Genomic DNA, 25,578 nt, shown 5'->3' with positions numbered 1-25,578 from the left:
TGAAATAATTTTTGATGAAAATTTTTAATGAATTACTATTAATTTAATATTAAATATTACTAAGAACCTAAATAATACAACCACTTTCAGCAATAAAAACTAGCTAGCATGAGAAGATTTTTTTGGAAATCGATTGGTATTGCAAATGTGCTTAAAATCTTCGTTTCAAGCCCTGGATGTAAGTTTGTTTGCCTTTTTTTGACTATTGGGGTTCCTTCTCTATCTCTTGGTGTTAAAAGTTCAAATAAATCTGCACTTGTACGTAAAGCCTTTGCATTTCTCCCATTTTTTCTATTATTTTCTTCACTTTCAGCCAATAAGTGGTTTTCTATTTCACCTTTTTATATCAATTTATTACTTTCTTTTTGATTTGACACACTTTTTTGAACATCTCTATTGTGGAACAAACTTTCTCTTGGTTCTCCAATTTAGACACATGAGCAAAGATTGTGAGCTTTCTCTTCTTACTTCAAAAACCAATATCTTCTTTAATATGATTACTTCTATGTACTTACTAAATTAGGCTACTTAAATTCCTTAGGCAGGTTATAAACGGATACCTTTGCTGAGCTTTCAAAGCTCTTTATAGAGGTAGGTGATTCTAATGTTCCAGGTACGTCATCATAATCAGATAGTTGCGTAGAAATTGAATTCGTCCTAATACCCTGAGATGTACCTTCTTGAAAATGAAGTAATTTATTTTCCAACTTATCTCTTGCTTCTCTAAAACTGTCCAATTTTTTTTGCAAGCTAACACTTTCTTCTTTATACTTTGAAAGTGTTAAATCGATAAAATGATTACACAACACTATTAGACCTGTAGCACTAGAAAATAACAACAAGAGAGGATGAATGGTAACACCTGGCATATCTCCACTTCTTGCATCATGAAAATTTTTATACATATTAAGACAAGAGCCAAAAGCTGCAGAGCATACAAAAGCAAGTTTTGTTCTGCACAGGAAATACTCGACTTGCGCTAATTTTTCATTGCAATGTGCTAATTCTTTACGCAAATCATTAATTTTATCACTATAATACCTAATAAACAATTGTTTTGTTTCTTCATTATTAACATATTTCCATGCTCTGTAAGATCTTCCATCTATGAGCTCAACGTTTACATGCTCTGATTTTAGAAGCGCACTAATTGCGTTACTACTTCTAGAACGCACAGCTTCATGTAGAGGTGTGTAATCGCTTTTAACATCTTTCCTTCTGTTAATATTTTCATAAGTTAAATACTTGAAAAGAGCCGAAATACATTCTGGGTCATTACCTTCAATAGCCAGAGTAATTGCATCTTTTCCATCTTTATCCTTAGAACCTGTTTAAAATCTTCGTAATAGGAGAGAAATGAAGGAAAGGACAATCACTTGCAAGCTGGTATTGAGTTTACGTTCGCAATTTTTCCATAGCCGTCTACACTTTTCTAACCAAGCAAAAGAACGCTCAACAACCCATCTCTTTGGCAATACAACAAAAGAATGTAATTCACTGCGCTTTATTACCTCAACAGTTGCACCAATAATATCTTTTATTTGGGTTGCAAAAATTTTTCCTGTGTAGCCTGCATCAACCAATATATTTTTGACTTCAGAAAGGGTATCTTTAGCATTTTCAACCATTCTTACAGCGCTACTACGATCAGTTACTTCTGCTGTTGTTACATAAATTGCATGTGGTAGACCTTGAGTATCAACTGCAATATGACGCTTTATGCCTGAAATCTTTTTACCTGCATCATAGCCCTTTTTTTCAGCAGTATCTGTGTTTTTAACACTTTGAGCATCAATTATACAGAAGCTAGTTTTCTCTTTCCGACCATTGTTGATACGGATCTCTCCAACCAATTTTTTTTAAAACTAATTCCAACAAACTTGGTTCTTCTCCATTCTTTTTATTCCACATTTGAAAATAGTAATATACGCTTTCCCACCTTGGAAAATCTTTTGGCAACATTCTCCACTGGCAACCACTTTTTAGGACGTATAACACTGTACGAAATACATCATACAAATCAAGTTTTCTTGGTCTCGTTTTCTTCCTGCTACTCTCTAGTATTGGTCTGATTTTTTCAAATTGCTCTCGACTCATATCACTTGGATAATTTTTACGCATAGATATACCTCATTCTTAATCTACCACTATTTTACCTCATCTCTCCGAGATTTTAAACAGGTTCTTAGAATTAATAACTTTAGAAAGCGGCTTTTCATTTTCTTGCTTACCTTCAAAATACTTGCACTTATACACCTTATTCGAACGATATGGCTCCTTAAGAATACACAAAAGTTCTTTTACAAGATCAACCTGATTTTCTTTAATAACCACATGCAAAAGTGTGTTTTGATTTTCCTCATCTTGTAACAGTAAAACATCATACAAATAAGCATTTTCATGTAGATAACTAATCTCTTTATTGAAACGTGTTTTATCTATACCTTCTCTTCCTCCTTTACAGATACTGAAGAGTCGTAAACTACCTTCCAAAGCATTGTGATCAATTGCAGAGGCACGTTGCCTTCTGTATAAAATTGGCGCTCCTTCTACGCAAACACTTCCGAAGTAACGAGCAATAGGGGAATGGATACATGCACTTAAAAAATTAGTAAGAGGGTTACAAGTGTTCACACCATTCCTACCTTCAAGCAGTCTAACTACATCTAATTTATTATACGAATCAGCATAATATAAAGGATCCCGATCATAACAGTCCTTAGCATCAATTATAGCATCACATTCAAGAAGAAGTTTAGCTACATCTAAATGACCTTCCCTAGCAGCATAATGTAAAGGTGTTCTAGCTTTTTCATCCATGGCCTCAACTTTAGCACCTTGGCTTATAAGAAAGCTAACCATACCCTCTCTATTGTAGTAAGCAGCATAGTGTAGAGGAGCTATACCCAAACGGTCTTTAGCATTAATTATAGAATCATGGTCAAGAAGAAGTTTAGCTGCATCTAAATGACCTTCCCCAGCAGCATAATGTAAAGGTGTTTTATCTTCTTCATCCATGGCCTCAACTTTAGCATCTCGGCTTATAAGAAAGCTAACCACATCCTCTCTATTGTAGCAAGCAGCATAGTGTAGAGGAGTCATACCAAAACGGTCTTCAGCATCAATTATAGCACCACGGTCAAGAAGAAGTTCAGCTACATCTAAATGACCTTTCCCAGCAGCATAATGTAAAGGTGTTTTAGCTTCTTTATCCACGGCCTCAATTTTGGCATCTTGTTTTATAAGAAAGCTAACCATATTTTTTCTATTGTGGTAAGCAGCATAGTGTAGAGGAGCCATACCAAAACAGTCTTCAGCATCAATCATAGTACCACGGCCAAGAAGAAGTTCAGCTACATCTGAATGACCTTCCCTAGCAGCATAATGTAAAGGTGTTTTTCTACTATCATCTTGAACGTTAACCTTAGCATTTCTACTGAGAAGAAGTTTAAGGACATACAAATTACCCTTACAAGAAGCTACACACAAAGGCGTTTGATTGTTTATACCTTTAGCCTCAATATTAGCACCTCCATCAAGAAAATCACTAACCTTTCTAATATCTTTTCTTTCTATAGCAGAAAATAAATATTTATCTAGCTTTGCTCTCAAAAAGTTTGCTACTTCTGTGTTACCAAGCTCATTTACTATGCGTAAAGGTGTCTTAACATTATTATCCTTAGCTAAAATGCTGGCACCTTGATCAACAAGAAATCTAACCATATCGTATTGACCTGCACTAACAGCATAGTGTAGAGGTGTCCAATTTTGGTCACATCTAATGTCAATATCAGCACCAATACTAAGAAGAAGTTGAGCTACATTTACACTATTTTTACAGGCAGCCCAGGACAGCAAAGGCAACTTATCTAAAAGTTCACGATTAACATTATATTTATCAATATGTTGATCAATATATTCCTCCAACCGTTTAAAGTCGTCATTTTCTATAGCATGCGTAAAATCCGTTGTAAGGCTCGTTTGATCTTTCATAAACTATATAAAAAAAACTATTTTCCTACTCAGTACAATACTCCATTTTTAAAACTTATCAACCCCTATTTAGAAATTTTTTATGGAATAATTTTTGATGAAAGTCTTTAATATATTGCTACTAATTTAGCAATATATACTGTTAAAAACCTAAACAATATAACCATTTCCAGCACCCAAAACCAGCAAGCGTGAGAACAATTTTTCTTGGAATCGGTTGGTCTAGCAAAAATTACATTACTAATTCCAAGAAAGCGGAGCATTTGGATCATCTGGAATTTCATAAAAAGGCAGCCTATCAATTAACAGACTTTCTTCATCTCTACTAAGATCTCTTGTTACAATATTGCAAAAATCTCTATTGCTCCCAAAATTAGCTGTTACTGCAGTCCTTAAATCTTGATTTCCTGCCACAGCTTCCTGAAAGCTGCTGTTATTGGCAAGATGAGTTTCCAGCACAGGTTTTGCGTCATTACCAAATTTGTTTTTCACATTCAGAATAGCTTGTCCCAATTTATTTGTGTTGCTACTAATTAATTTTTCTGCCACTCCTTCCTGCAAAATACGACTACCTGCTAAGATCTCTCTATTTTCATTATCCTTCACAACCGCTTTCCCTATTTCATCTACCTTGGTATTCAAAAGGTGCTGAGTTACGTTATTGACTAACGTCTTCGACTCATCTATATTATCGCCTAAGCCACTTGCATTAAACAAATATTCAGCTAATTTTTCAGGGCTAACCTTCCCTTCAGTAATTCTTTTTGCTTCACCTTTCTCTATACTGCAAGCATTAAATAACAACTCAGCTAACCTAGAAGTGCCAACATTTTTTATTATATCTTCAATAAAGCTCTTTTGATCCCACTGATAATTCTCTGCTAGTGCATTCTTAGCATCGTTAAATACTAGTTCAGAAATCTTATACGAGCTAACTTTATCTTCGGCAATCTTTTTGGCTGCAAGTTGATCTAAGTTACTTTTATTAAAAAGCAACTCAGCGAGTTTTATTGGATCAGCTTTATTTATAAAATCCTGCGAATTAAGATTTATTTTATTAGCAACATGAGTAGCAAGATTTTGACCAGTGCTATCAGTTATATCAAGTACTGTTTTTCCCAATATATCTTTATTTTCATCAGTAAGTAGCTGTACAGCGACTTCCTCAATTGATGGGCTTTTTCCATCTCTACCTGCCGGACCTTGAGGACCATCTGCACCTTTTGATCCCTGCATCCCCTTGTCTCCTAAAAAAGCTTTTGCTACCTTACCGTCATAAGCATTTTCGTTATCAGCAGTTTGATCAAGAAATCTGCCTAATTTCTCCACTAAAATTGATTTCTTTTTCCCATCTCCTATATCCTCTGTTGCATCAAGTATTTTTTTCGTGAATTCTAAAATTTTTATATTAGAGCCATCAGCTTTAGCAAAATTACCCTTTTCTGCCAAAAAATCTTTTGCTGTTTTATTATCACCATATATTTCATATTTTTCATCAAGAAGCTTCCCTAATGTATTAACTAAAATTGAAGTTGCATCGGGTTCATGTTTATAAAATAATTCACTTGCTAATCTATTGATTCCATCACTTTCACGAGAAATAAATCCTCTATCTGTATCTTCCTTAGTATATACATTTTCAACATCAACCTTTTTATTTAATCCTTCATCTACTTCTTCCTTAGTATATACATTTTCAACATCAACCTTTTTATTTAATCCTTCATCTACTTCTTCCTTAGTATATACATTTTCAACATCAGCCTTTTTATTTAGGTAAGCAGGCAGAACATCTCGCCTAGGAAATGTACTATCTAGTATCAAGTTAGAGATTCTATCACCCTTATCAAAATCTTTTGCATAAAATATCGCCTCCACTATGGACTTTTCTGCTAACTTCTCTTCAAGTACTGTATGTTCATCATTGTTAGTACTTTTCATATCAAGTAGACTTTTAAAAGCTGCCGCTAAACCTCCTACTTTATAGCTTATTTCACCTTGACCATCTTGTTTATATTTTAATTCCAGACTACCATTGCTTGCATCTAAAGTATACTTATTACCTTTCTCATCGCTCAAGGTTATAATTTTAACATTTTCCAAATTTGATATTGATGTGCCGTGATTATCTTTAAACTCTACATTAGGTGTCATATCACTTCATATTAATTAAAACGAAAGGATACGCAAAAAAATATATTTTTTTATTAATACATGATGCAAAAAGAGCTTTATTCTATTTTAAATATAGAATTGCAATGAATTTTCCTTTTATTTCCAAATAAACTAATTTTCACTCTTTAACATTAATTACCACTAACTCAAATAACACAACCATTTCCAGCATTCAAAACCAAGGGTCGTGAGAAGAGTTTGTTTTGGGATGGATTGGACTACCGCTAGATCCGCGCGAACTTTTCTTTATAATAATTCTACTATATCGTGAAGTCAGCTATATTAGCCTACTTTCGCCACATTTATATACGAACTAACTTACCTAACTTTGTTGCAAAGATTGCAAGTTCCTATTTTCATAACCCTACTTTTACGTAGCTTGTTCTCACAAAGATACGATCTTTTTGGGATCTTTGAAGAAGTAAATAATTGAAATCTTTGTAATACTTGGTTGCAATGTTTTTTAGAGACAAAAGGTATTTTCCTATATCTGAATACAATAAATTTGTAATTCTGAAAAAAATATAAAACTATTGCTAATTATAATAATTGTGTAATAATTAAAACATAAGTTTTTAAGTTAAGGTAGTGTTGTGAATAATCAATTGAAAGAAGTATCTAATCCAATAAATATTCAAGCAGATTTAGAAGAGAACAGTATGGTTGATGGAATAGAAAAGCGGTCAAAAGAACAAGGTTTTTATGCAACACAGACCATACCAATTTATCAAGTTAATCAAAATATTACGTATTCATATTTAGCTACGCTCGATAGTCACTTAAAAACAGATGAGCATTGTGTACACAAAAGTAATATACATACTGACTTACTTAATTTTGCTTTTCATGGTTCCTTAGAGAAAGTTCAAGATCTATTAAACAAAGGAGCTAGTGTTGAGATAAAAGACAACAATGGTAACACGCCTTTGCATCTTGCTGCTGGCAGGGGCCACTTAGAAGTAGTTCAAGTTCTATTAGGAAAAGGGGCTAGTGTTGAGACACGAAACGAAGAAGGATGCACTGCTCTTCATTCTGCTACTGAAATGGGTAAATTAAAAGTGGTTGAGTACTTTATAAGTGAAGAAAAAATCAATATTAACCAAGCAACCGATGATAATGACACTCCTTTGCATATTGCCGCTGAAATGTGTCACTTAGACGTAGTTCAATTTCTGTTAAAAAAAGGAGCTACTGTTGAGATACGAGGTTATCAAGACTGCACTGCTTTGCATTGTGCTGCTAGCGAGGGCCACTTAGAAATAGTTAAAGCTCTATTGGGCCAAATGAATAATGCTGACATACGAAAGAATAGTTTCAAATGTGTATTGCATATTGCTGCTCGAAAGGGTTACTTAGAAATCGTTAAAGCTCTATTAGACAAAGGTACTGATATTAATGCAACAAACTATGACGGCGATACTGCTTTAAATGAAGCTGCTGAAGCAGGCAAATTAGAAGTAGTTCAATTTCTGTTAAAAAAAGGAGCTACTGTTGAGATACGAGGTTATCAAGACTGCACTGCTTTGCATTGTGCTGCTATAGGTGGGCACTTAGAAATATTTCAATTTCTGTTAGACAGAGGTGCTAGCGTTAATGTGGGAGAAGGCATTGAACCCATTGCTTTGCAATGTGCTGTTAAAGGGGGAAACTTGAAAATAGTTCAGTTTTTATTGGGCCAAATGAATAATGCTGACATACGAAAGAATAGTTTCAAATGTGTATTGCATATTGCTGCTCGAGAGGGTTACTTAGAAATCGTTAAAGCTCTATTAGACAAAGGTACTGATATTAATGCAACAAACTATGACGGCGATACTGCTTTAAATGAAGCTGCTGAAGCAGGCAAATTAGAAGTAGTTCAATTTCTGTTAAAAAAAGGAGCTACTGTTGAGATACGAGGTTATCAAGACTGCACTGCTTTGCATTGTGCTGCTATAGGTGGGCACTTAGAAATATTTCAATTTCTGTTAGACAGAGGTGCTAGCGTTAATGTGGGAGAAGGCATTGAACCCATTGCTTTGCAATGTGCTGTTAAAGGGGGAAACTTGAAAATAGTTCAGTTTTTATTGGGCCAAATGAATAATGCTGACATACGAAAGAATAGTTTCAAATGTGTATTGCATATTGCTGCTCGAGAGGGTTACTTAGAAATCGTTAAAGCTCTATTAGACAAAGGTACTGATATTAATGCAACAAACTATGACGGCGATACTGCTTTAAATGAAGCTGCTGAAGCAGGCAAATTAGAAGTAGTTCAATTTCTGTTAAAAAAAGGAGCTAGTTTTGAAGCACGAAACGAAGAAGGATGCACTGCTTTGCATATTGCTTGTGAGGTGGGCTGTTTAGGCATAGTTAAAGCTCTGTTAGAAAAGGGATCTGATGTTAATGTAGTAAGCGAAAAAAATGGCGATACTCCATTACATGAATCTGCTAGAATGAATCACTACGATATAGTTGAATATCTTGTAGAGGAAGAAAAGGCTACTATTGATGTAAAAAACTTTAGAGGTGAGACTCCTTCCGATTTGGCGGATTCCAATGGTTACAAAGATATAGTTAAGTATCTTAGTCTTCGAGTAAGGGAGTGTCCCAAAACCTCGGGAAGTCTGGCTGACGATAAAAATGTGATACAGTATCAAAAAGTGACAGAAAATAAACACCTAACTATAACTAATAGAGCAATAAAGACCAGTTTCTGTGTAGGCATAATGACCATGTTGACAAGTGTAGCTATTGGATGTATTGCTATTCATCTTAGTTTATCAATATCAGCTACTGCTGCATTGATTGTTGGGGCCATTGCTGGTGGCATTACATATGCAGTATTAAAGCCTAATAGTAGGCTAAATGAATGTGAAGTGAATAGGCAAAGCTTACCTCAAATGCCTAAGGACGAATGTTGCATGTCATATTAGTTCTTGCATTTTATGTCATGCGTGTGAAAATGGTGTGTAGTATTTTTAACCGAGGTGGAGTTATGGAATTGAATAAATTGCAGGAAGTATTAAATTCTGCTAACGCTGATGTTGGTTTCAGTAAGAGTAATGTAGTTAGTAAAATAGAAGAGAGATTAAAGCAAGTAGATCCAGGTACATTGTGCCAATTAAGTTTTGCTGTTTTAAAAAACAACAAACAAATGGTAGAAACCCTTATAAAAGGAGGAGCTGATGTTAACACAATTGATGCGTACAATCGTGATCCATTATATTATGCTATCTCACAAGGGAACACAAGAATGGTAGAGATCCTAATAAAAAATGGAGCAAGTGTTAATAAGAAGTATAATGACGGAAGCACTCCTCTACATCATGCTGTCTTGAGCCAAAAAATAAAAATAGTAGAGTATCTTATAAACAATGGAGCTGATGTTAATGCGTTAGATGAAAAACGGCGCACTCCATTATACTTAGCTGGACGAAGTACAAAAATGGTCTCGATTCTCATGAAGAAGGGGGCATTACCTTTACTGGAAAACAGAGATATTGAATTTTTAAAGGATCTAGTTAAACGCATCAAAGATGATGATACAGAGTATTTAAAGGAGGTAAAGGTGGAACAGAAGGAGGGGCGGGTAGATGATAAGTATGAGTCAATTAAATACTCGTTGCTGCTTAGTGATAACAGCTCTTTGACCTCTATTATTAAAAGGGAAAAATTCAAAAATTTAATATCTGATTGGTCTTTCAACGTACCTGATTTAAAAGATAACCAAAAAAATTTGAATAAGGCACTGTTAAATCTTCTTACAGACTTTCCATTTTGTGACATTACAAGGTTTGAGGACTTTTTACACGATAACAAAGGTGATGATCTAAAAGCTGTTCTCAATCTTCAAAGGGGAGAATCCAAATTGACAATACTACATGTAATACAAGGTATGGAGTATTTAGCAGTGGAAAAAGACATAGGTTGTGCAGTTAGTGCATTTATGACTTTACTTTTAAAATCTGGTGCTGATCCTAACATAGTTAACAGTGAAGGGCAAACACCTTTGCACTATGCTGCTTATTATAATACTTTAAATATACCTTTGCTTCTGAAAAAAGGAGCACGTGGTCAAACTGACAGACAAGGAAAAACTCCTCTAGACATTGTAATTATTAACAAAAAACCTTTTGAAGTGAATCTTTTAGAACAGATCTTTTTAACTCAGGAGCAATTGGAAGCAAAAAATGATTTAGAAGGTATTTGCGGTCATAGCTTTAACACTAATCGACTAAGAAAGTTTTTCAATCAGCACAAAGGAAATGAAGGTCTTAAAGAGATTCTCAATCTTCGTGATTGCGAAGGAAAGTCTCGAGTTTTTCAAAAGATTAGGGAGGCTTGTTATGGTAATGAAACTCATTTCAAAGAAGCAAAAAAGTTGCTGCTAGAAGCAGGAGCGATTGATTACGAAGAGTGGAAGGACAAAAAACGTTTGCCTAAGCTTAGAACTCTATGGGATGATTTAATATTAGATCAGTCGGAAAAGTTGAAAATATTTTTGGGTAGGGTAAATAAATCCAAAGATATAGATGAGTTAAAACGCGTTGTAAACGAAGCTATAGAACTTGGGGTAAGGCTGAACTTTCCTAACCAGGGTAGTATATACGGAAAGGTATATGAAAAGGAATATAGTTTTACAGATTTTGTGATAAGAAAGATTAGTGAATTAAGAAAGAGTTCCGAAGGTTCAAGGAATATAGAGGTTGCTAGTGGTATAGTATGTCAATTGATATCAAAAGGGGCAATTTTGTACAACATAAGCAGTATATATGTAATTGACGAACTGGAAGAGTTTGAAAGCCACAAAGCTAATATGAAAAACGCTTATGCAGATTATGAGAATCGTGCTTTAGATTTCATAACAATCGTTCAAAGCGCAACAAGTGGTAAGGTAAGAGACGTAAAAATCGACAACTCTACTCTCTGTCTTGAATATTCACAGGATAGTAAAGTAGATGTTGCAAAGATTACAAATGGAGCAAGGGGTTTAGGTATCACTCAGGAAGGTGTACAATACGGAAGAAATATAATAAAGATAGGTAAGAGTGAGGTAGAAATTATAACGGAAAACGCTATAAGGAATTATGTAGGCCTAGCAGATGGTAGTAATATAGTATTGACTTTCGATACTGGCTTGGGAGAGTTGGAAGTGAGATTATACCCTGATAAGCAAAATCTAATAAAGGTAGAAGTAGAAGATCAAGAAAAGTGGAAAAAATTACAGAATTGTGAGGAACGAATAGGGGAAAAATGTTTGCTTGGTGGGTGTTCAGTACGTGATGCTATTGAACGAGGTTTTTTTACTAGATCTGGAGAGTTGATTCGTTCTGAAACAATTAGTCAATCTGATGCAACAAAAGTGGGCCCTTGGGCAAAGCGCGAAAAAATGAGAAAAGCTTCAAGTCTTGAAGAAACAGTAGGCCGTTCTCTATAATGAAGTGAGGGAGTGTTAAATAAACCATACGCGTCAAGTTAAGGAAAAGTGTAAGTAAAGTTGATAGAGTGAAGGAAAATAATAAGGTATAAATTCTCTTGGATATATGAATGAGAGAACTTACAATGGACAGAATAGCTTGCTTATCAAAAGACCTCAATGAATTCTTTAATGAAAAAGCAGACGAAATATCAATTGCAGTAGGTTTTATAAAAAGAAAGAGAAAACTTAATGGCTCATCATTCATAAAAGCTATGGTTTTTGGTAACATAGGAGTTGATGATTGCAGCATAGAAACAATGTGCCAATTGCTAAATGAAGACTCGATAGAAATTACAAAACAGGGTTTAGATTTTAGGTTTAGTGAAGAAGCAGTTGAGTTCATGAAAAAAATGTATAACGAAGCTTTGTGTTTATTTAAAAAAAGTCTACAGATTGATTGCAAAATTTTACAGCAATTTGGAAGCGTTAAATTATTGGATAGCAGCTACATTAGCCTGCCCAGTAGCATGGAAGATATGTACAAAGGATATGGCAGTAGCTATAGAGATTGTGAGAATAATACCAAATCAGGAATAAAGCTACAGTTAGTCTTTGATTACCTGAATCAAGCGCTAGATAAGTTAAATTTTATGGAAGGAATAAGGTCGGATCAAGGTTATAGGGATTATCTGAACGGTTTACCAGCCAATGATTTGCTAATATTTGACTTGGGCTACTTTGTGCCTAGTTCTTTTAAACAGATTGATGAAGCAGGTGCATATTTTGTTAGTCGTTATAAGTCTGATACCAATATATATGATATAGAAACAAATCAAAAAATAGAGCTATTGGAGTATTTAGAAGGTCAATTATCTTCAGAAAAAGAAGTATTATTAGGAAAGGAAGTAAAAATTAAGGTAAGAATTATATGTCAAAAGCTAACTGAAGAACAGTCTATGGCTAGAAGAAGAAAGGCTAATAAATTAGCAAAGTCACATGGATATATATCTTCTCAAAAGAATCAAAAGTTATTAGATTGGTCAATATTTATAACTAATGTTCCAGAGAGTAAAATTAATGCTGAACAAATATTGACGGTTTATAGAGTAAGATGGCAAATCGAATTACTATTTAAACTATATAAAAGTCATATCAATCTTGATAAACTAAAAGGAAAGACAAATCCATTTAGAGTATTGTGCGAGCTATACGCAAAATTATGTGCTATTCTCGTATTTCACGGAATGATTGGCTGTGTAAAACTAAAAAAGAACACGGAGCTCAGTTTAACAAAGGCATTTATTGAATTGAAAAGGCGGGTTAGAGAGCTCTTTTTGATATTAAACAATATTGTCAATAATTTAAAAATTTTTCTAAAAAAGCTTACTATAATCTGGTCAAAGTTTTCTTTGAAAGACAGATATAGGAAGACCAGGGTATCTACTTTAAGCTCTCTACATTCCTTAACTTGACGCGTATGGTTTATTTAACACTCCCCCACTGGACATTAGGTTTGGGACAAAAGGCTGAATAATGGGAGCTGTGTGAGTCGAGAGGGTGCGCCGTGGTACGCATTAAGAAATACTTAGCGGAGCTAAGCGGGGTTCAGAATAAATGGCCTCGAGGTGAACAACTAACTTTAACCCGAAAGGGAAGGAGGACAAGAGCATGTATGTAAAGCGAGAGTTATCTGAAGATGTGTAAGGTAACGGCTTGCAACACCTGATCAATATGGTTAAAGCTAAACTGCTTGAATTCTAATCTTCAGGGGTGGGATTTCACATCCATGGGTATCACATTTAAAACCCCATGTCTACAGTAAGCACAAATTAAACTTTCGTTTGTGTGACATTCTGGCTGTAGAACGATAAGTAGTGAACTTATTTAAGAGGATGAATAGAAAACCTAAGTTGATCTAGAACAGTTCTTAGTGACGGAACATGGGATGACCTAAGGAACGCGAGTTCTATGGTTACGGAGTCATCGTAGTAGTCGTGAAAGTAACGAATCACCGGGGAGTGTGGGAAAGCCACATACAGGGCAAAGGGTGACAGATAATTGAATGTTGAAATTGGGAGGTACGCAAGATGCGGAAAGCTGAAACAATACTTAACATTATACGTGAACGTGGACAAAGAAATTTGCCGGTTAAAAACGTATATCGCCTACTCTATCAGCGTGATCTTTACCTTCGGGCGTATGGCAAACTTTGTCGTAATAAAGGTGCTATGACAGAAGGTGTGACAGTTGAAACAGTTGATGGTATGTCTTTGGAAAAGATCGATAAAATCATAGAGGGTTTACGCTATGAGCGATATCGGTGGACACCAGTAAAACGTATCTATGTTTTAAAGAAGAGTGGTAAACGCAGGCCGTTAGGGTTGCCAACATGGTCAAATAAGTTACTTCAAGAAGTAATTCGATTAATATTGGAAGCCTACTATGAGCCTAAATTTAGTGAATGTTCACATGGATTTCGACCAAAGCGTGGATGCCACACTGCATTAAGAGCAGTAATGCAAAAAGGCAGAGGTACAAAATGGTTTATAGAGGGAGATCTCAGTGCATGTTATGACTCAATTGATCATACTATGTTGTTGAAAATACTGAGTGAAAGCTTCCAAGATATAGCTCTTTCCATAAAAGTCTGGATGTGATAGGATAAGGGTAGATGATGATAAGGAGGTTGAATGCCAGCAGCATATAGTTATGATTTAAGAAAAAAAGCAATGGAAGCGCTAGACGAAGGAGAAAGCAGAGAAACAGTGGCAGCAAGATTTAAGATTGGACGAACTACTTTATGGGAGTGGCAGCAAAGAAGAAAAGAAACAGGAGACTTTCAATCAAAAAAACTTGGAAATGGGGGTTACAATCACAAAATTACCGACTGGGGTACCTTTGCCAAATTTGCCAGAGAACACGGAGGAAAGACTCTATCGGAAATGGCTAAACTTTGGAACAACGTTAGTATCCAAACGATCTATCGAGCCCTTAAAAAAATTGGATTTACGCGCAAAAAAAGACATATGGATACAAGGAAAGAAACGAAGAAAAACGTGCTGAATTTTTGAAAATTATAGCGACAAAAGAACCTAAAAACTTAGTGTATATAGATGAGTCTGGCATTGATAACACCGAAGACTACCCCTACGGATATTGCCAGAAAGGACAGCAGTTTTATGCCTTAAAATCTGGAAAGAAAACTCAACGAATCAGTATGGTTGCAGCCTTAAGTGGAAGAAAGATAGTTGTTCCGTTAACCTTTGAAGGCCACTGTAATATGGATGTTTTTAATGGATGGTTTGAGCAATTTTTGACACCGATCTTGGAACCTGGACAGACTGTCATTCTTGACAATGCTACTTTTCATAAGTCTGATAAGATTATCGAGCTTGCTAAAGGGGTTGGTGCAGAAATTTTGTATCTGCCGCCTTATTCTCCAGATTTCAACAAAATTGAGCATCATTGGTTTGCTATAAAAAACAGAGCCAGGAAAAACATTCCTCTATTCGAATCCTTTCGTCGTGCTGTTGATTCTGCCTTCCTATGACCTGTTCGGACTATTATGAGAAATGCTATAGTAGCCACTAGCAGAAAATCCTACATAATTCCTGTACTTTATAGCAGTTACTATATAAAAAAATATTTTACTCTTTTTGACTGGCCAGGGCTTTTTTTAAAATGTCTCTTTCCCTTGTTACTCTTGCTAACTCTCTTTGTAAATCAAACCTCTCTTTGTCGTAAGGAGCCATGTTACCTCTACCTGGAAATGCATCTGCTGCCGACTTTTTTTCGTTGTGTTTCTTTATCCATTTTCCTAATAAACCACCCTTTATTCCTAAATCCTTTGCTATTTTTGTAATTGTTTGACCTGCCTTTCTTTGTTCATTTGCCAGCTTAACAGCTTCCAATTTGAATTCTGCCGTATATTCTCTTGCCATTTCTAATCCTCCAAAATTTTATTTTACCCGAAAAAACTCCTTTCTTTCTCTCCACTTTTTCTGGGTAAGGTCAAGAAGCCTATTGTCTAATTATGTACCTAAATTTTATTACGGCACTTTCACTACTACTTTAACGAGTGAGCTACCTTTCTATAAAAGACCTATCGACTGTTGCAATTATAGGCGTAAACAAGAATGATAAAAGAGTACGAGATTGAGTAACTATGTACACTTCTGCTGGCATACCAGGGTATAGGTATACATTTTTAAATTGAGCAAGCTCTGACTTTGGTATCACTACGCGCACTGAATAATAACGCCCTAGTCTTGGATCATCAAGAGCGTCAGGAGAAATATGGCTTACTATACCACTAATTAAACTTAAACGACGTGCACTGTAAGCACTTAACCGGACTTTAACCTTTAGCCCTTCTAGCCCATCAATAGAGACTATGTTGCTATCTTTCTTTTGTGCTGACAGTACCTCTTCTATGTTTCTGGTCTGAATTTTAGCATCTATTATTAGGTCATCATCCGATGGCACTACGCTCATGATCGGAACTCCAGATTGTATAACACCACCTTCAGTATGGTATCTTATATCTGTAACTATCCCATCTTGAGGCGATTTAATTATTGTACGTGCCAATGAATCTTCAGCAACCATCAGCCTCTCTTTCAAGTCTGCAATAGACGTACTAACTTCCTTAAGTTCAGCGTTTGCTCTTTCTTGAGAATCATTTTTTACGTTTATAATTTCTAATTCGTTCTCTCCAATTTTTTGCTGCACTTGAGATATTGCAGAACGGTAATGTCCAACTCTGCCTTCAATTTCAGCAAACTGTTTTTCTAAAGCTAAAATATGTGGTTTGCTTATATGGCCACTATCAAGTAATTGTCTTTTTGTTTCCAACTCCTCAGTTATCAAGTCATATTGCTTATGAGCTGCATTTAGTTGAAAGTTTAGCCCCGCTAATTCATCATTTAACTGCTTTATACGTTGTTGCAGTATGTCTGTTTTTCCCAATATGCTCTTTCTCTGAGAGTTGAACAACTTTACTTGATTCTTTATCACTTTATTTACAAGTTCATCGTTAGATAATTTTTTAACCTCATCAGAAAATTCTAGTGTGTCCAAATCTACTCTGATTGCAAGAAGCCTTGCTTCTGTTGCTAAAAATGATAAGAGCTTCTCTTTGATGATACTTAAATTCGCCTTCTCGTTAACATCACTTAATAAAACTAAAGGCTCATCTTTTTTAACCGCTTGGCTCTCTTTTACTAAAATTTTGCTTATTATTCCTCCACCCAAGTGTTGAACTATTTTCCTATTTGAAGATACAATAACTTCTCCACTTGCATGCACCGCACCGTCAATTGGAGCTATAGCCGACCAAATACCACCTATCCCAAAAAAGATGAGTATTACTACCAGACCAAAAAATAGTGGTCCCCATGTTACTTTCAGGACTTCATTTACGTTATTACTTTCGCGTTTTAAAATAAAATTTATCACTGCATCAATCAATGCAAACGTCTTATCCAAAAATTTTGGGTACTTCTTCTTTTTATTTTTTGCTCCTTGCATATTTATATTATCACCATGGCCAATCAAGCCTGTCAAAGAAAATCCAGCGCTAAGCTTTTTTAACTTACTTATCATAATACTACTGTGAATTTGTGTTAACTCAAGATAACACACAAAAACAAAGAATCTATAATTTAAGCATTCCATTTAGACTGTAGAGCACCAGAATAAACTATTTAGTAACAATTCCTGCATCAATTATGTTTTTAAAATTTTTTGACGTTTAACTTTATTATAACTTTTCCTTTATTTTGTGAATATCTGAGTTACTTATATTATGTAAGAAATCTATTGCCAACCAGTCGATATTCTGTTAGGAATTAAGATAATATAAAGTTATTATGTTTGGATTGGAAAGCAGAAAGTTCCTGATCACTGGCGCATCAGGCGGAATAGGGCAAGCAATTGTAAAAATTATGCACAAAGCTGGAGCAACTTTATGTATTTCTGGCACAAAAAAAGAAGTGCTCGAAGAAGTTGCTAAACAATATGAAAAAAACATACACATACTCCCTTGTGACTTATCAAATGCTGAGGAAGTAAATCAACTAATAAATAGAGCAAGTGAGTTGATGGAAGGCTTTGACGGGCTTGTATGCAATGCGGGCATTACGCGAGACAGTTTATTACTGAGAATGACAGATGAAATATGGCAAAAAGTAATTGATATTAACTTGAGTTCTACATTTAAGCTGAGTAGAGAAGCATGTAAGAGACTAATTAAGAACAATTGGGGAAGAATTATAAATATTTCCTCAATAATAGGGCTGACAGGAAACGCCGGGCAAGCAAATTATGCGGCGTCTAAAGCTGGAATAATAGCTATGAGCAAATCTATAGCAAAAGAAGTTGCAAGTCGTAATATAACAGTAAATTGTATTGCTCCTGGATTTATAGATACTAAAATGACTGAAGTTTTAAATGAAGGACAAAAGGGAAAAATATTAGATAATATTCCAATGAAAAGAATGGGAACAGGGGAAGAAATAGCAGCAGGGGTCTTATTTTTAGCAAGTGATGAAGCAAAATATATAACAGGGCATGTGCTTAACATTAATGGTGGGTTATTTATGTAGCAACACTTATGTATGGACAAATTATAATTTTTACTTTAAAATAAAAATATGTGTAGGTTTAGGTTTACGTTAATTTATTATTTAGAGGCAAAAAAATGAGCTCTATAATAGAATTTTTTGGTATTTTTTGTGTAGTATTGCTTTTCTCTTTCTCAGGTTATGCAGATAACCCTGGTGTTGATATGGATGACACAACTAAAGTAATATGCAATATTATTGGTTATGTTTGGGGGATAGGCGGTCCACTTATGACGGTAGTAATAATTGGTGCAGCTTTGCTTGCAATATTTGGCAGGATGCCTTGGCCTGCTCTTTTTGCTCTAGGCGTGTTTTGTGCTGTATTTTTTGGCGCTAAAACTATCATAACGAAAATTATGCCCAACGTAAGCGATGAAGCAAAAACTATGTTGGAAAAGTGTGGACAAAAATAACCCAAAAAGTGCAGAAATGCTTTTTTGTTACCCATTAAATTGCTTCATATCTTCAATTTGCAACAAGTAAGGGCTATTCTTTGGTAGAGTTTTAACAGCTAACTCAGCGTATTTCATAAATTGCTTTGAATTACCTTCAATACAAGCCTTTTTTGTCAAAGCAAAATAATGCATTGCCGTATCAGCGTCACATTTATATGCAATGCTTAAATATTTCCAGACAAAAGCGTTATTTGGTTCTACATTCAAAATCTGCTCCAGGTAAAAAATCGCCTTTTTTGCATCACCGTGTAATAATAAAGTATGAGATAATGCAAGTTTCACTAAATAACTGTTTTTCTCAGATAAATACCTAAGCGATTCTTCATACATTTTTATTGCTTCACTTAAGTTTCCAGCTTTGTATAGCATTTCTGCTTTTAATTCATATAGGTATGGGTCATTGCGTGACTCTTGAATCAATGAATTCATTTTAGCAATAGCCTCTTCTATCTTTCCTTGCCTATAGCAAACTATAGCATTTACATACTCAGAATTATTTTCATATTTATTAGATAACACATGAATAGGAGCAAAGAAAGAGTCTAGCTTGGCAACCACACGCTCAAACTTTAGTAACTTATCCGCAAAAATTGGTTTTACGTTGTTTTTAACCTTATAATTTTGTACAGCAAATATACGTTTCTCACTAAGTGGGTGAGTGCGGAAATATTCCTCGGTGTTCTCATGCTCAATACTTTTAAAATAATCAAAAATCTCTTTCATACCTGAATTATCATAGCCAGATTCATCAAGATACCTTAAAGCATAGCTATCTGCTACACTTTCTTGCTCTTGAGAATAGTTAAAAAATAGCCTTGAACTAAACGCTACACCACTAAGCAAAATTGCACCAGCAACCTGAGGGTTAATGATAATACTAGAAACTAATCCTACCATATAACTAATCATTGCTATCGATTGAAAATAACCCATAGCACTACTCATTTGCAATATATGACCAGCAGATATGTGAGCAATCTCATGTGCTAATATACCAAGCAAGACATAAGGTTTAGCCGAATATCGTAAAAGCCCTAAATGAATGAAGATACTGTTATTGTTAATTACAAAAGCATTAATCGAACTGTCATTAATTACAAAAACTTTCACTTGATCATGATCAATATCTGCAGCAGAAAATAAAGGTTGCGCTAGCTCTTTCACTATTGCTTCCACCTCACTATCTCTAATAATGTTAATAGAGTAAGCATTATTATAATATGCAAGAAAGAACAATAAGGTCAAAAACTTAGCAACTCTAAACATGAAAATTCTGTGCTTGTATAATTTATAGAAATTCTATATTTTAACACTTAAATTATACAAATTTATAAACGCTAGTTTAAATTTTTAACGTAACTGATAAGTTTGTCGATGGTAGTTAACTTAATTTTATGTTGTTCAGCAAATTTAAGTAACTGAGGTAAGCGCATCATAGAGCCATCATCATTCACTAATTCACAAATAACTGCTGAATGATCAAACCCTACTAACTTCGCCATTTCAACACTCGCTTCAGTATGACCAGCACGTTGTGCCACCCCACCTTTATGTGCAATTACAGGAAAAACATGACCTGGAGTTATGATGTCATCCTGAGTACCATCCTTGTTGATAGCAGCATGTATAGTTTTCGTTCTATCCTCTGCTGAAACACCGGTTGTAATGCCATAACGTGCATCAATTGATGTAGTAAATGCGGTATGATTTTCACCAATATTTTTCTTTTCCATGAAATTAAGGCCCAACCTTTTCATGTGAAATTTAGTCATTGCTAAGCAAACAACCCCTGTACCGTACCTAACCATAAAAGCCATATGTTCCGGCTTTATTTTCTCAGCTAAGACAATCAAATCGCCTTCATTTTCTCTATTTTCATCATCAACTAAAATGAATAATTTACCGGAACGAGCATCCTCTAATACATCTTCCACAGAAGAAATACCGGGTAGACTCATTGAAGCATAAGTGGCCTGTACCATAATAATTTACTTAAATTCAATCTTAACTATTTTATACAATTTCTCTCCATTTGGCACTGTCACTTCCACATATTCACCGACTTTTTTGCCGATTAAGGCACTCCCAAGTGGTGAACTAGTAGATATTAACTGCTTTGAAACATCAGCTTCATATTCGCCTACAACCTTATAAACATATTCCACTTCACCGTTATTATCACTTAACATGCTTAATGTCACAGTTGCACCAAACATTACTGAATCACCAGACAAATTTTTTACTTCTATTACTTCCGCATGTGAGAGCTTACTTTCTATCTCCATTATACGGCCTTCAATAAAACCTAACCTTTCCCGTGCTGCATGATACTCTGCGTTTTCAGACAAATCACCTTGATCACGAGCATCAGAAATAGCCTGTATCACAGAAGGTTTTTCTTCCTTTAATTTTTCAAGTTCGGCTTGCATATTCTCAAAACCTTCCCTCGTCATAGGAAATTTATTAATAATGGATGAAGCCATAATCACCACCTAAACGCAATTAAATTGAGTAACGAAATTACTCACAATGTTAAAAATATCACCTTTTATATCATCACTCATGTCATTTGACAACTTTTTTAAAACCCCAGGGTGTACAGTATGAAAATAATTAATAAGATCATGTTCAAATTTATTAATGTAACTTATTTGTATTTTACTTAACTGATTATATAGGTTAGAAAAAATATACATCAGCACTACTTGCTCTTCTATTGACATAGGTAAATGTTGTTTTTGCTTTAATAACTCGACAAGATATTTACCCTTATTCAAGGATAATTGAACACTAGCATCAAGATCAGAACCAAATTTTGCAAAATCTTCTAATTCTCTATACTGAGCTAAGCTTAGCTTTATAGAACCAGCAACTTTCTTCACAGACTTTAGTTGTGCAGCAGAACCAACCCGTGAAACTGACAAACCTATATTTACTGCAGGTCGAAATCCTTTATAAAATAATTCAGACTCAAGAAAGATCTGCCCATCGGTAATTGAAATAACATTTGTTGGCACATATGCAGATACATCACCAGCTTGAGTTTCGACAATTGGCAAAGCAGTTAAAGAACCCTGCCCTTTTTTATCAGACATTTTAGCAGCTCTTTCAAGCAAGCGAGAATGTACATAGAATATATCTCCAGGGTAAGCTTCACGACCAGGAGGACGTCTGAGCAATAAAGACATCTGCCTATATGCCACAGCATGCTTAGATAAATCATCATATATAATCAAACAATGCATTCCATTGTCACGGAAAAATTCCCCAATAGTGCAACCAGCATAAGGTGCTAAAAATTGCATAGGCGCGCAGTCAGATGCACTAGCCACAACTACAGTTGTATACTCTAATGCTCCGCTTTCTTTCAGCTTATTTACCACTTTTGCTACTGTTGAAATTTTTTGCCCAATAGCAACATAAACACAGTAAACTTTTTGATTTTCGTTTACCTCATCGTTAATCTTCTTCTGATTGATAATAGTATCAAGCGCAATAGTAGTTTTACCAATTTGTCTATCACCAATAATTAATTCACGCTGCCCTCTACCTATTGGAATTAGCAAATCTATAATTTTAATTCCTGTTTGCAGTGGCTCATGCACAGACTTACGATCAATAATGCCTGGCGCTTTAGATTCTATATCCATTCTGTTTTTGGCTCTAATTTCCCCACCGTCGTCCATAGGATGGCCCAACGCATTTACAACTCTCCCTAACAATTCATGCCCTACAGGCACCTGCACAACATCACCACTACATTTTACAACGTCCCCTTCTTTCACATCACGGTCATTACCAAGCACAACTATTCCAGCCGTATCATGATCTAAATCGAGAACTATTCCTTCTACACCACTTGCAAAAAATACCTTTTCACCGAATTTTGCTTTTTCCAGCCCATAAACCAATGCGATACCATCTGTTACTGAAATTACTTCACCTATATTTTCCCGCTTTATAGGATTATCAAACCTCTCAACCTTTTCTCTTATTATACTTGCTATCTCAGAAACATTCATACTGTTCTTCATACAAAATTCCTTACTTTTAATATTTCCATTTTACTTAAGTCAACTAACCTATCCAAGTAACTTTTTAGCGAAGCATCGATCAAATTAAAACCATACCTAACTACGAAGCCACCTAGTATAGAAGGGTCAACCACATTGCTTACTTTTATTATTTTACCAAGAAAGCTCAAAGATTCAGTAATTATTTTTATATCAGATTCCTTTAAAGTTTCTGCTGACTTTATAGTAATTTCGAATTCATTTTCATTTTCTCTTGCAAGACTTAAGAATTTTTCTAATATAAGGATCAATAAACTAGAGCGTTTATTTGCAAATATAACCATAATAAATTTTACTAAATTCTCACTCAAGTGCTCATTTATAGAAAGCATCACTTCTTTTTTGTGTGCAAAAGAAATCATAGGATGAGATAGGTACACAAAAACATCACGTTGATCCTTAAAAAAAGCCAACAAAAATTCTACTTCTTCCCTTATAATACCTAACCTGCTTCCTGAGACATGAAATAGCACTCTAGCGTAAGATGAAACTAAATTATTGTATTGGGTCTTTTTCATATTAAATCCAGTAAATCTAAATTAATTCAGCTACAAATCTTTCATTCTTCAATCCAAGCATTTTTTATATAAACAGGTCTTCTCTTTAAGGAAAGAAAATATAAATCATATCTGACTGAATAATCTAAAAAACTAAGGTTTTTACTTAAGAAATACTTAGAAGAATTTATAATAGACTGACATTGAAGATGAGATATCGGTATTTCTTTTCCAAGTAAACTTGTTTTAACTTCTATAAAAATCAGCTCCTTTTTTTTAGATACAATTAAGTCAATTTCACCGAACTTACAACGGTAACGGCGTTTTATAACATTATACCATTTCAGTTTTAAATATACTAAAACTAATAACTCGCCAAAGTAACCTACAAAGTAGCGTAACCTACTTACCACAAGAAGAACAATTATGATAACAATTAACTTTGTGTAACTACTTTGCCTCCTTCTTTATTTTTACTATAAACCTTACCTCTTGCTGCAATATCCCTATCAACCAGTTCTATCACTGCCATTGAAGCGCAATCACCCTTTCGAGTGCTAAATTTTATTATTCTAGAATACCCACCTTTACGATCTTGATAACGGCTGGCTAAGACGTTTAATAACTTATCAACTGCTAACTTACTATTATGAAGGCGTGAAAGCAAAAGTCTTCTACCATGTAAAGTATTCTTATTCTTAGCAATTGTAATAAACTTTTCGACATATGGACGAAGTTCCTTAGCTTTTGGTAAAGTAGTTACAATCTGCTCATGGTTAATTAATGAGATAGATAGATTCTTTAACGTCGATAATCTATGTTCAGTACAACGAGATAGTTTACGTTTTTTTATTCCATGTTTCATATATCACCTAATCTTCATCAGTATGTTGTTTAGCCAACTCATCTATATCCTTAGGTGGCCAGTTTAGCACATTCATACCCAAAGACAAGCCAAAATTAGTCAAAACTGCCTTAATCTCATTCAAAGACTTTCTGCCAAAATTAGCAGTTCTTAACATTTCACCTTCTGTCTTTTGCACAAGATCACCTATATAAGTGATGTTTTCGTTTTTCAGACAGTTATGAGACCTGACAGATAATTCCATTTCATCTACCTTACGCAATAAGACAGGGTCATAACCCAAATCTTTAGCACCACTAGACGAAGAAACCTGCGATTTTTTATAACTTACATCAGAACTAATAAAGGGCTGAAGTTGCTCCTGTAATATTCTTGCAGCAGAGTCAACAGCTTGACTCGGAGAAATTGTACCATCAGTTTCAATTGACAATATCAGCTTATCCTTATCAGTCACTTGGCCAACACGACTGTTCTCTACCCTGTACGAAACCCTGTTGACAGGGCTATACAAAGCATTAACTGGAATAAAACCAATTAAATCCTGTTCACTCATAAGCTTCAAAAGTTCATTTTCTTTATATTTAGTTACAGGAAGATAACCTTTTCCGCTAGCCACATATATGGTCATGTTAAGCTCCACATTTTGCCCCAGCGTACATATTAACAAATCTTTATTAACAATAGAGCATTGATCATCAGTTTCTATCATCCCAGCTAATACCTGGCAAGGCCCTTTAGCGTTTAAATTTAAGCATTTATTAGAAGCACCATTTAATTTACACCTCAACATACCCATATTTAATACTATATCAGTTACGTCTTCTCTCACCCCTTGAATTGAAGTGAACTCATGAGTTACACCTTCAATTTTTATTCCATAAACAGCACTACCTTTAAGAGAAGATAACATTACACGTCTTAATGCATTACCTAATGTTAAAGCAAAACCACTTTCCAACGGTTCTAGCACTATATCACTTTTTTCACTTGAATCATCTGATATTACCTTAACTGAACTAGGTTTAATCAATTTATCTAAATTGCTACAGAGAGAAACATCATTATTATAATACATAAAACAACCTTTTCAAATATCCTATACTCTTCTTTTTTTTCTTAACCTGCACCCATTATGAGGAATTGCGGTTTTATCTGCAATTGAAGTCACAGTCAACCCACAGCTCTGAAGTGCTTTAACCGCAGCTTCGGTACCAAAGCCAGGACCGCGAATTATTACAGAGACAACCTTCATACCAAATCTCTCCATTGCGTTCTTCGCAGCAGACTCCGCAGCCTTACCTGCAGCATAAGGTGTGGATTTTCTCGAACCTGAAAAACCACATGCACCCACAGAAGTTTGACATAGCGTATTACCATGAACATCAGTTACATTTACAAAAGTATTATTAAAAGTTGCACGAATATGGACAACACCAGTAATAAACTCCTTCTTACTCTTACTAACCGTTTTGACTTTTTTCATTAAAACTCACAAT

General features: G+C 34.8%; 21 protein-coding genes and 3 pseudogenes. 7 read left to right on the top strand and 17 right to left on the bottom strand.

The window, feature by feature from the left end; genetic code table 11:
* Positions 1–140: 140 nt before the first annotated feature.
* The 6 genes and pseudogenes from AAGD72_RS03060 to AAGD72_RS03040 all read right to left on the bottom strand — a co-directional run.
* Positions 141–341 (bottom strand): annotated as a pseudogene (locus AAGD72_RS03060) (IS256 family transposase); the annotation flags it as partial.
* Positions 342–524: 183 nt separating this feature from the next.
* Positions 525–1,175, bottom strand: coding sequence for a hypothetical protein (locus AAGD72_RS03055; protein ID WP_341815089.1), 651 nt, complete (start codon positions 1,173–1,175; stop codon positions 525–527).
* 3 nt (positions 1,176–1,178) lie between these two features.
* Positions 1,179–1,286, bottom strand: a pseudogene (locus AAGD72_RS06355) (hypothetical protein); the annotation flags it as partial.
* A 45-nt stretch (positions 1,287–1,331) separates the two neighbouring features.
* Positions 1,332–2,121, bottom strand: a protein-coding gene (locus AAGD72_RS03050) for an IS5 family transposase (RefSeq protein WP_341815088.1) whose coding sequence is annotated in 2 segments (ribosomal slippage) — positions 1,332–1,859 and positions 1,861–2,121 — 789 coding nt in all. Because the reading frame shifts where the segments join, the coding sequence is not laid out codon by codon here.
* Between the two features lie 36 nt (positions 2,122–2,157).
* Complete coding sequence (locus AAGD72_RS03045; protein WP_341815087.1) at positions 2,158–3,993, bottom strand: ankyrin repeat domain-containing protein; 1,836 nt, start codon at positions 3,991–3,993, stop codon at positions 2,158–2,160.
* Positions 3,994–4,233: 240 nt separating this feature from the next.
* The gene (locus AAGD72_RS03040; protein WP_341815086.1) at positions 4,234–6,147 is read right to left on the bottom strand and encodes a hypothetical protein; all 1,914 of its coding nucleotides are present in this window, start codon (positions 6,145–6,147) and stop codon (positions 4,234–4,236) included.
* 614 nt (positions 6,148–6,761) lie between these two features.
* Between AAGD72_RS03040 and AAGD72_RS03035 the strand changes: the two genes are divergently transcribed.
* From AAGD72_RS03035 to AAGD72_RS03015, 5 genes and pseudogenes are all read left to right on the top strand, one after another.
* Positions 6,762–9,083: an ankyrin repeat domain-containing protein gene (locus tag AAGD72_RS03035; protein ID WP_341815085.1), complete on the top strand. Its 2,322-nt coding sequence runs from the start codon at positions 6,762–6,764 to the stop codon at positions 9,081–9,083.
* Positions 9,084–9,145: 62 nt separating this feature from the next.
* Positions 9,146–11,587, top strand: a complete 2,442-nt coding sequence (locus AAGD72_RS03030) for an ankyrin repeat domain-containing protein (RefSeq protein WP_341815084.1) — start codon at positions 9,146–9,148, stop codon at positions 11,585–11,587.
* 125 nt (positions 11,588–11,712) lie between these two features.
* Positions 11,713–13,041: an IS4-like element ISWosp9 family transposase gene (locus AAGD72_RS03025; protein ID WP_341815116.1), complete on the top strand. Its 1,329-nt coding sequence runs from the start codon at positions 11,713–11,715 to the stop codon at positions 13,039–13,041.
* Between the two features lie 615 nt (positions 13,042–13,656).
* Positions 13,657–14,196: pseudogene (locus tag AAGD72_RS03020) on the top strand (reverse transcriptase/maturase family protein); the annotation flags it as partial.
* A gap of 63 nt (positions 14,197–14,259) precedes the next feature.
* Positions 14,260–15,119, top strand: a protein-coding gene (locus AAGD72_RS03015; protein ID WP_341815082.1) for an IS630 family transposase whose coding sequence is annotated in 2 segments (ribosomal slippage) — positions 14,260–14,584 and positions 14,584–15,119 — 861 coding nt in all. Because the reading frame shifts where the segments join, the coding sequence is not laid out codon by codon here.
* A gap of 97 nt (positions 15,120–15,216) precedes the next feature.
* Here the strand turns inward: AAGD72_RS03015 and AAGD72_RS03010 are convergent.
* Positions 15,217–15,510 (bottom strand): transposase, encoded by a 294-nt coding sequence (locus tag AAGD72_RS03010; RefSeq protein ID WP_209473078.1) that lies wholly within the window; start codon positions 15,508–15,510, stop codon positions 15,217–15,219.
* A gap of 142 nt (positions 15,511–15,652) precedes the next feature.
* Positions 15,653–17,173, bottom strand: a complete 1,521-nt coding sequence (locus tag AAGD72_RS03005; protein WP_007549478.1) for an HlyD family type I secretion periplasmic adaptor subunit — start codon at positions 17,171–17,173, stop codon at positions 15,653–15,655.
* Positions 17,174–17,439: 266 nt separating this feature from the next.
* Here AAGD72_RS03005 and fabG point away from each other — a divergent pair, with 266 nt between their 5' ends.
* Entirely contained in the window at positions 17,440–18,174 is a 735-nt protein-coding gene (gene fabG / locus AAGD72_RS03000) for a 3-oxoacyl-[acyl-carrier-protein] reductase (protein ID WP_264718835.1), read from the top strand.
* A gap of 95 nt (positions 18,175–18,269) precedes the next feature.
* A complete protein-coding gene (locus AAGD72_RS02995) occupies positions 18,270–18,605 on the top strand; it encodes a TrbC/VirB2 family protein (RefSeq protein ID WP_151807567.1) in 336 nt (111 codons plus the stop codon).
* A 27-nt stretch (positions 18,606–18,632) separates the two neighbouring features.
* Here the strand turns inward: AAGD72_RS02995 and AAGD72_RS02990 are convergent, their stop codons facing one another.
* From AAGD72_RS02990 to rpsK, 9 genes are all read right to left on the bottom strand, one after another.
* On the bottom strand, positions 18,633–19,913 hold the full coding sequence (locus AAGD72_RS02990) for a M48 family metalloprotease (RefSeq protein ID WP_341815081.1): 1,281 nt from the start codon (positions 19,911–19,913) through the stop codon (positions 18,633–18,635).
* Positions 19,914–19,984: 71 nt separating this feature from the next.
* Complete coding sequence (gene ribB / locus AAGD72_RS02985; RefSeq protein ID WP_007549343.1) at positions 19,985–20,629, bottom strand: 3,4-dihydroxy-2-butanone-4-phosphate synthase; 645 nt, start codon at positions 20,627–20,629, stop codon at positions 19,985–19,987.
* Positions 20,630–20,635: 6 nt separating this feature from the next.
* The gene (greA, locus tag AAGD72_RS02980; protein WP_007549342.1) at positions 20,636–21,130 is read right to left on the bottom strand and encodes a transcription elongation factor GreA; all 495 of its coding nucleotides are present in this window, start codon (positions 21,128–21,130) and stop codon (positions 20,636–20,638) included.
* Positions 21,131–21,139: 9 nt separating this feature from the next.
* On the bottom strand, positions 21,140–22,681 hold the full coding sequence (gene atpA / locus AAGD72_RS02975; protein WP_341815080.1) for a F0F1 ATP synthase subunit alpha: 1,542 nt from the start codon (positions 22,679–22,681) through the stop codon (positions 21,140–21,142).
* Positions 22,678–23,238: an ATP synthase F1 subunit delta gene (gene atpH, locus AAGD72_RS02970; RefSeq protein WP_007550302.1), complete on the bottom strand. Its 561-nt coding sequence runs from the start codon at positions 23,236–23,238 to the stop codon at positions 22,678–22,680. Before atpH ends, atpA begins: the two co-directional genes overlap by 4 nt.
* 41 nt (positions 23,239–23,279) lie before the next feature.
* Positions 23,280–23,630, bottom strand: coding sequence for a YraN family protein (locus AAGD72_RS02965; RefSeq protein ID WP_012673177.1), 351 nt, complete (start codon positions 23,628–23,630; stop codon positions 23,280–23,282).
* A 23-nt stretch (positions 23,631–23,653) separates the two neighbouring features.
* Entirely contained in the window at positions 23,654–24,082 is a 429-nt protein-coding gene (gene rplQ / locus AAGD72_RS02960) for a 50S ribosomal protein L17 (protein ID WP_007550873.1), read from the bottom strand.
* Positions 24,083–24,089: 7 nt separating this feature from the next.
* Positions 24,090–25,157, bottom strand: a complete 1,068-nt coding sequence (locus AAGD72_RS02955) for a DNA-directed RNA polymerase subunit alpha (RefSeq protein WP_012673178.1) — start codon at positions 25,155–25,157, stop codon at positions 24,090–24,092.
* Between the two features lie 21 nt (positions 25,158–25,178).
* Positions 25,179–25,565 carry a 30S ribosomal protein S11 gene (rpsK, locus tag AAGD72_RS02950; protein WP_015589137.1) on the bottom strand — a complete coding sequence of 129 codons (387 nt, stop codon included), beginning with the start codon at positions 25,563–25,565 and terminating at the stop codon, positions 25,179–25,181.
* Positions 25,566–25,578 lie beyond the last annotated feature (13 nt).

It is taken from the genome of Wolbachia endosymbiont (group A) of Chalcis sispes (genome assembly GCF_964026765.1).
Taxonomy (GTDB): domain Bacteria; phylum Pseudomonadota; class Alphaproteobacteria; order Rickettsiales; family Anaplasmataceae; genus Wolbachia; species Wolbachia pipientis.
The sequence above is the reverse complement of the archived record's forward strand: the minus strand, read 5'-3'. Positions and strand labels throughout refer to the sequence as shown.

What these genes read in the sequence shown, in the direction of transcription:
- atpH (WP_007550302.1), bottom strand. Translation starts at nt 23,238, where the DNA reads ATGAAAAAGACCCAATACAATAATTTAGTTTCATCTTACGCTAGAGTG.
- AAGD72_RS03010 (WP_209473078.1), bottom strand. Translation starts at nt 15,510, where the DNA reads ATGGCAAGAGAATATACGGCAGAATTCAAATTGGAAGCTGTTAAGCTG.
- AAGD72_RS03045 (WP_341815087.1), bottom strand. Translation starts at nt 3,993, where the DNA reads ATGAAAGATCAAACGAGCCTTACAACGGATTTTACGCATGCTATAGAA.
- AAGD72_RS03025 (WP_341815116.1), top strand. Translation starts at nt 11,713, where the DNA reads ATGGACAGAATAGCTTGCTTATCAAAAGACCTCAATGAATTCTTTAAT.
- ribB (WP_007549343.1), bottom strand. Translation starts at nt 20,629, where the DNA reads ATGGTACAGGCCACTTATGCTTCAATGAGTCTACCCGGTATTTCTTCT.
- atpA (WP_341815080.1), bottom strand. Translation starts at nt 22,681, where the DNA reads ATGAAGAACAGTATGAATGTTTCTGAGATAGCAAGTATAATAAGAGAA.
- AAGD72_RS03005 (WP_007549478.1), bottom strand. Translation starts at nt 17,173, where the DNA reads ATGATAAGTAAGTTAAAAAAGCTTAGCGCTGGATTTTCTTTGACAGGC.
- AAGD72_RS03040 (WP_341815086.1), bottom strand. Translation starts at nt 6,147, where the DNA reads ATGACACCTAATGTAGAGTTTAAAGATAATCACGGCACATCAATATCA.
- rplQ (WP_007550873.1), bottom strand. Translation starts at nt 24,082, where the DNA reads ATGAAACATGGAATAAAAAAACGTAAACTATCTCGTTGTACTGAACAT.
- greA (WP_007549342.1), bottom strand. Translation starts at nt 21,130, where the DNA reads ATGGCTTCATCCATTATTAATAAATTTCCTATGACGAGGGAAGGTTTT.
- AAGD72_RS02990 (WP_341815081.1), bottom strand. Translation starts at nt 19,913, where the DNA reads ATGTTTAGAGTTGCTAAGTTTTTGACCTTATTGTTCTTTCTTGCATAT.
- rpsK (WP_015589137.1), bottom strand. Translation starts at nt 25,565, where the DNA reads ATGAAAAAAGTCAAAACGGTTAGTAAGAGTAAGAAGGAGTTTATTACT.
- AAGD72_RS02955 (WP_012673178.1), bottom strand. Translation starts at nt 25,157, where the DNA reads ATGTATTATAATAATGATGTTTCTCTCTGTAGCAATTTAGATAAATTG.
- fabG (WP_264718835.1), top strand. Translation starts at nt 17,440, where the DNA reads ATGTTTGGATTGGAAAGCAGAAAGTTCCTGATCACTGGCGCATCAGGC.
- AAGD72_RS03030 (WP_341815084.1), top strand. Translation starts at nt 9,146, where the DNA reads ATGGAATTGAATAAATTGCAGGAAGTATTAAATTCTGCTAACGCTGAT.
- AAGD72_RS02995 (WP_151807567.1), top strand. Translation starts at nt 18,270, where the DNA reads ATGAGCTCTATAATAGAATTTTTTGGTATTTTTTGTGTAGTATTGCTT.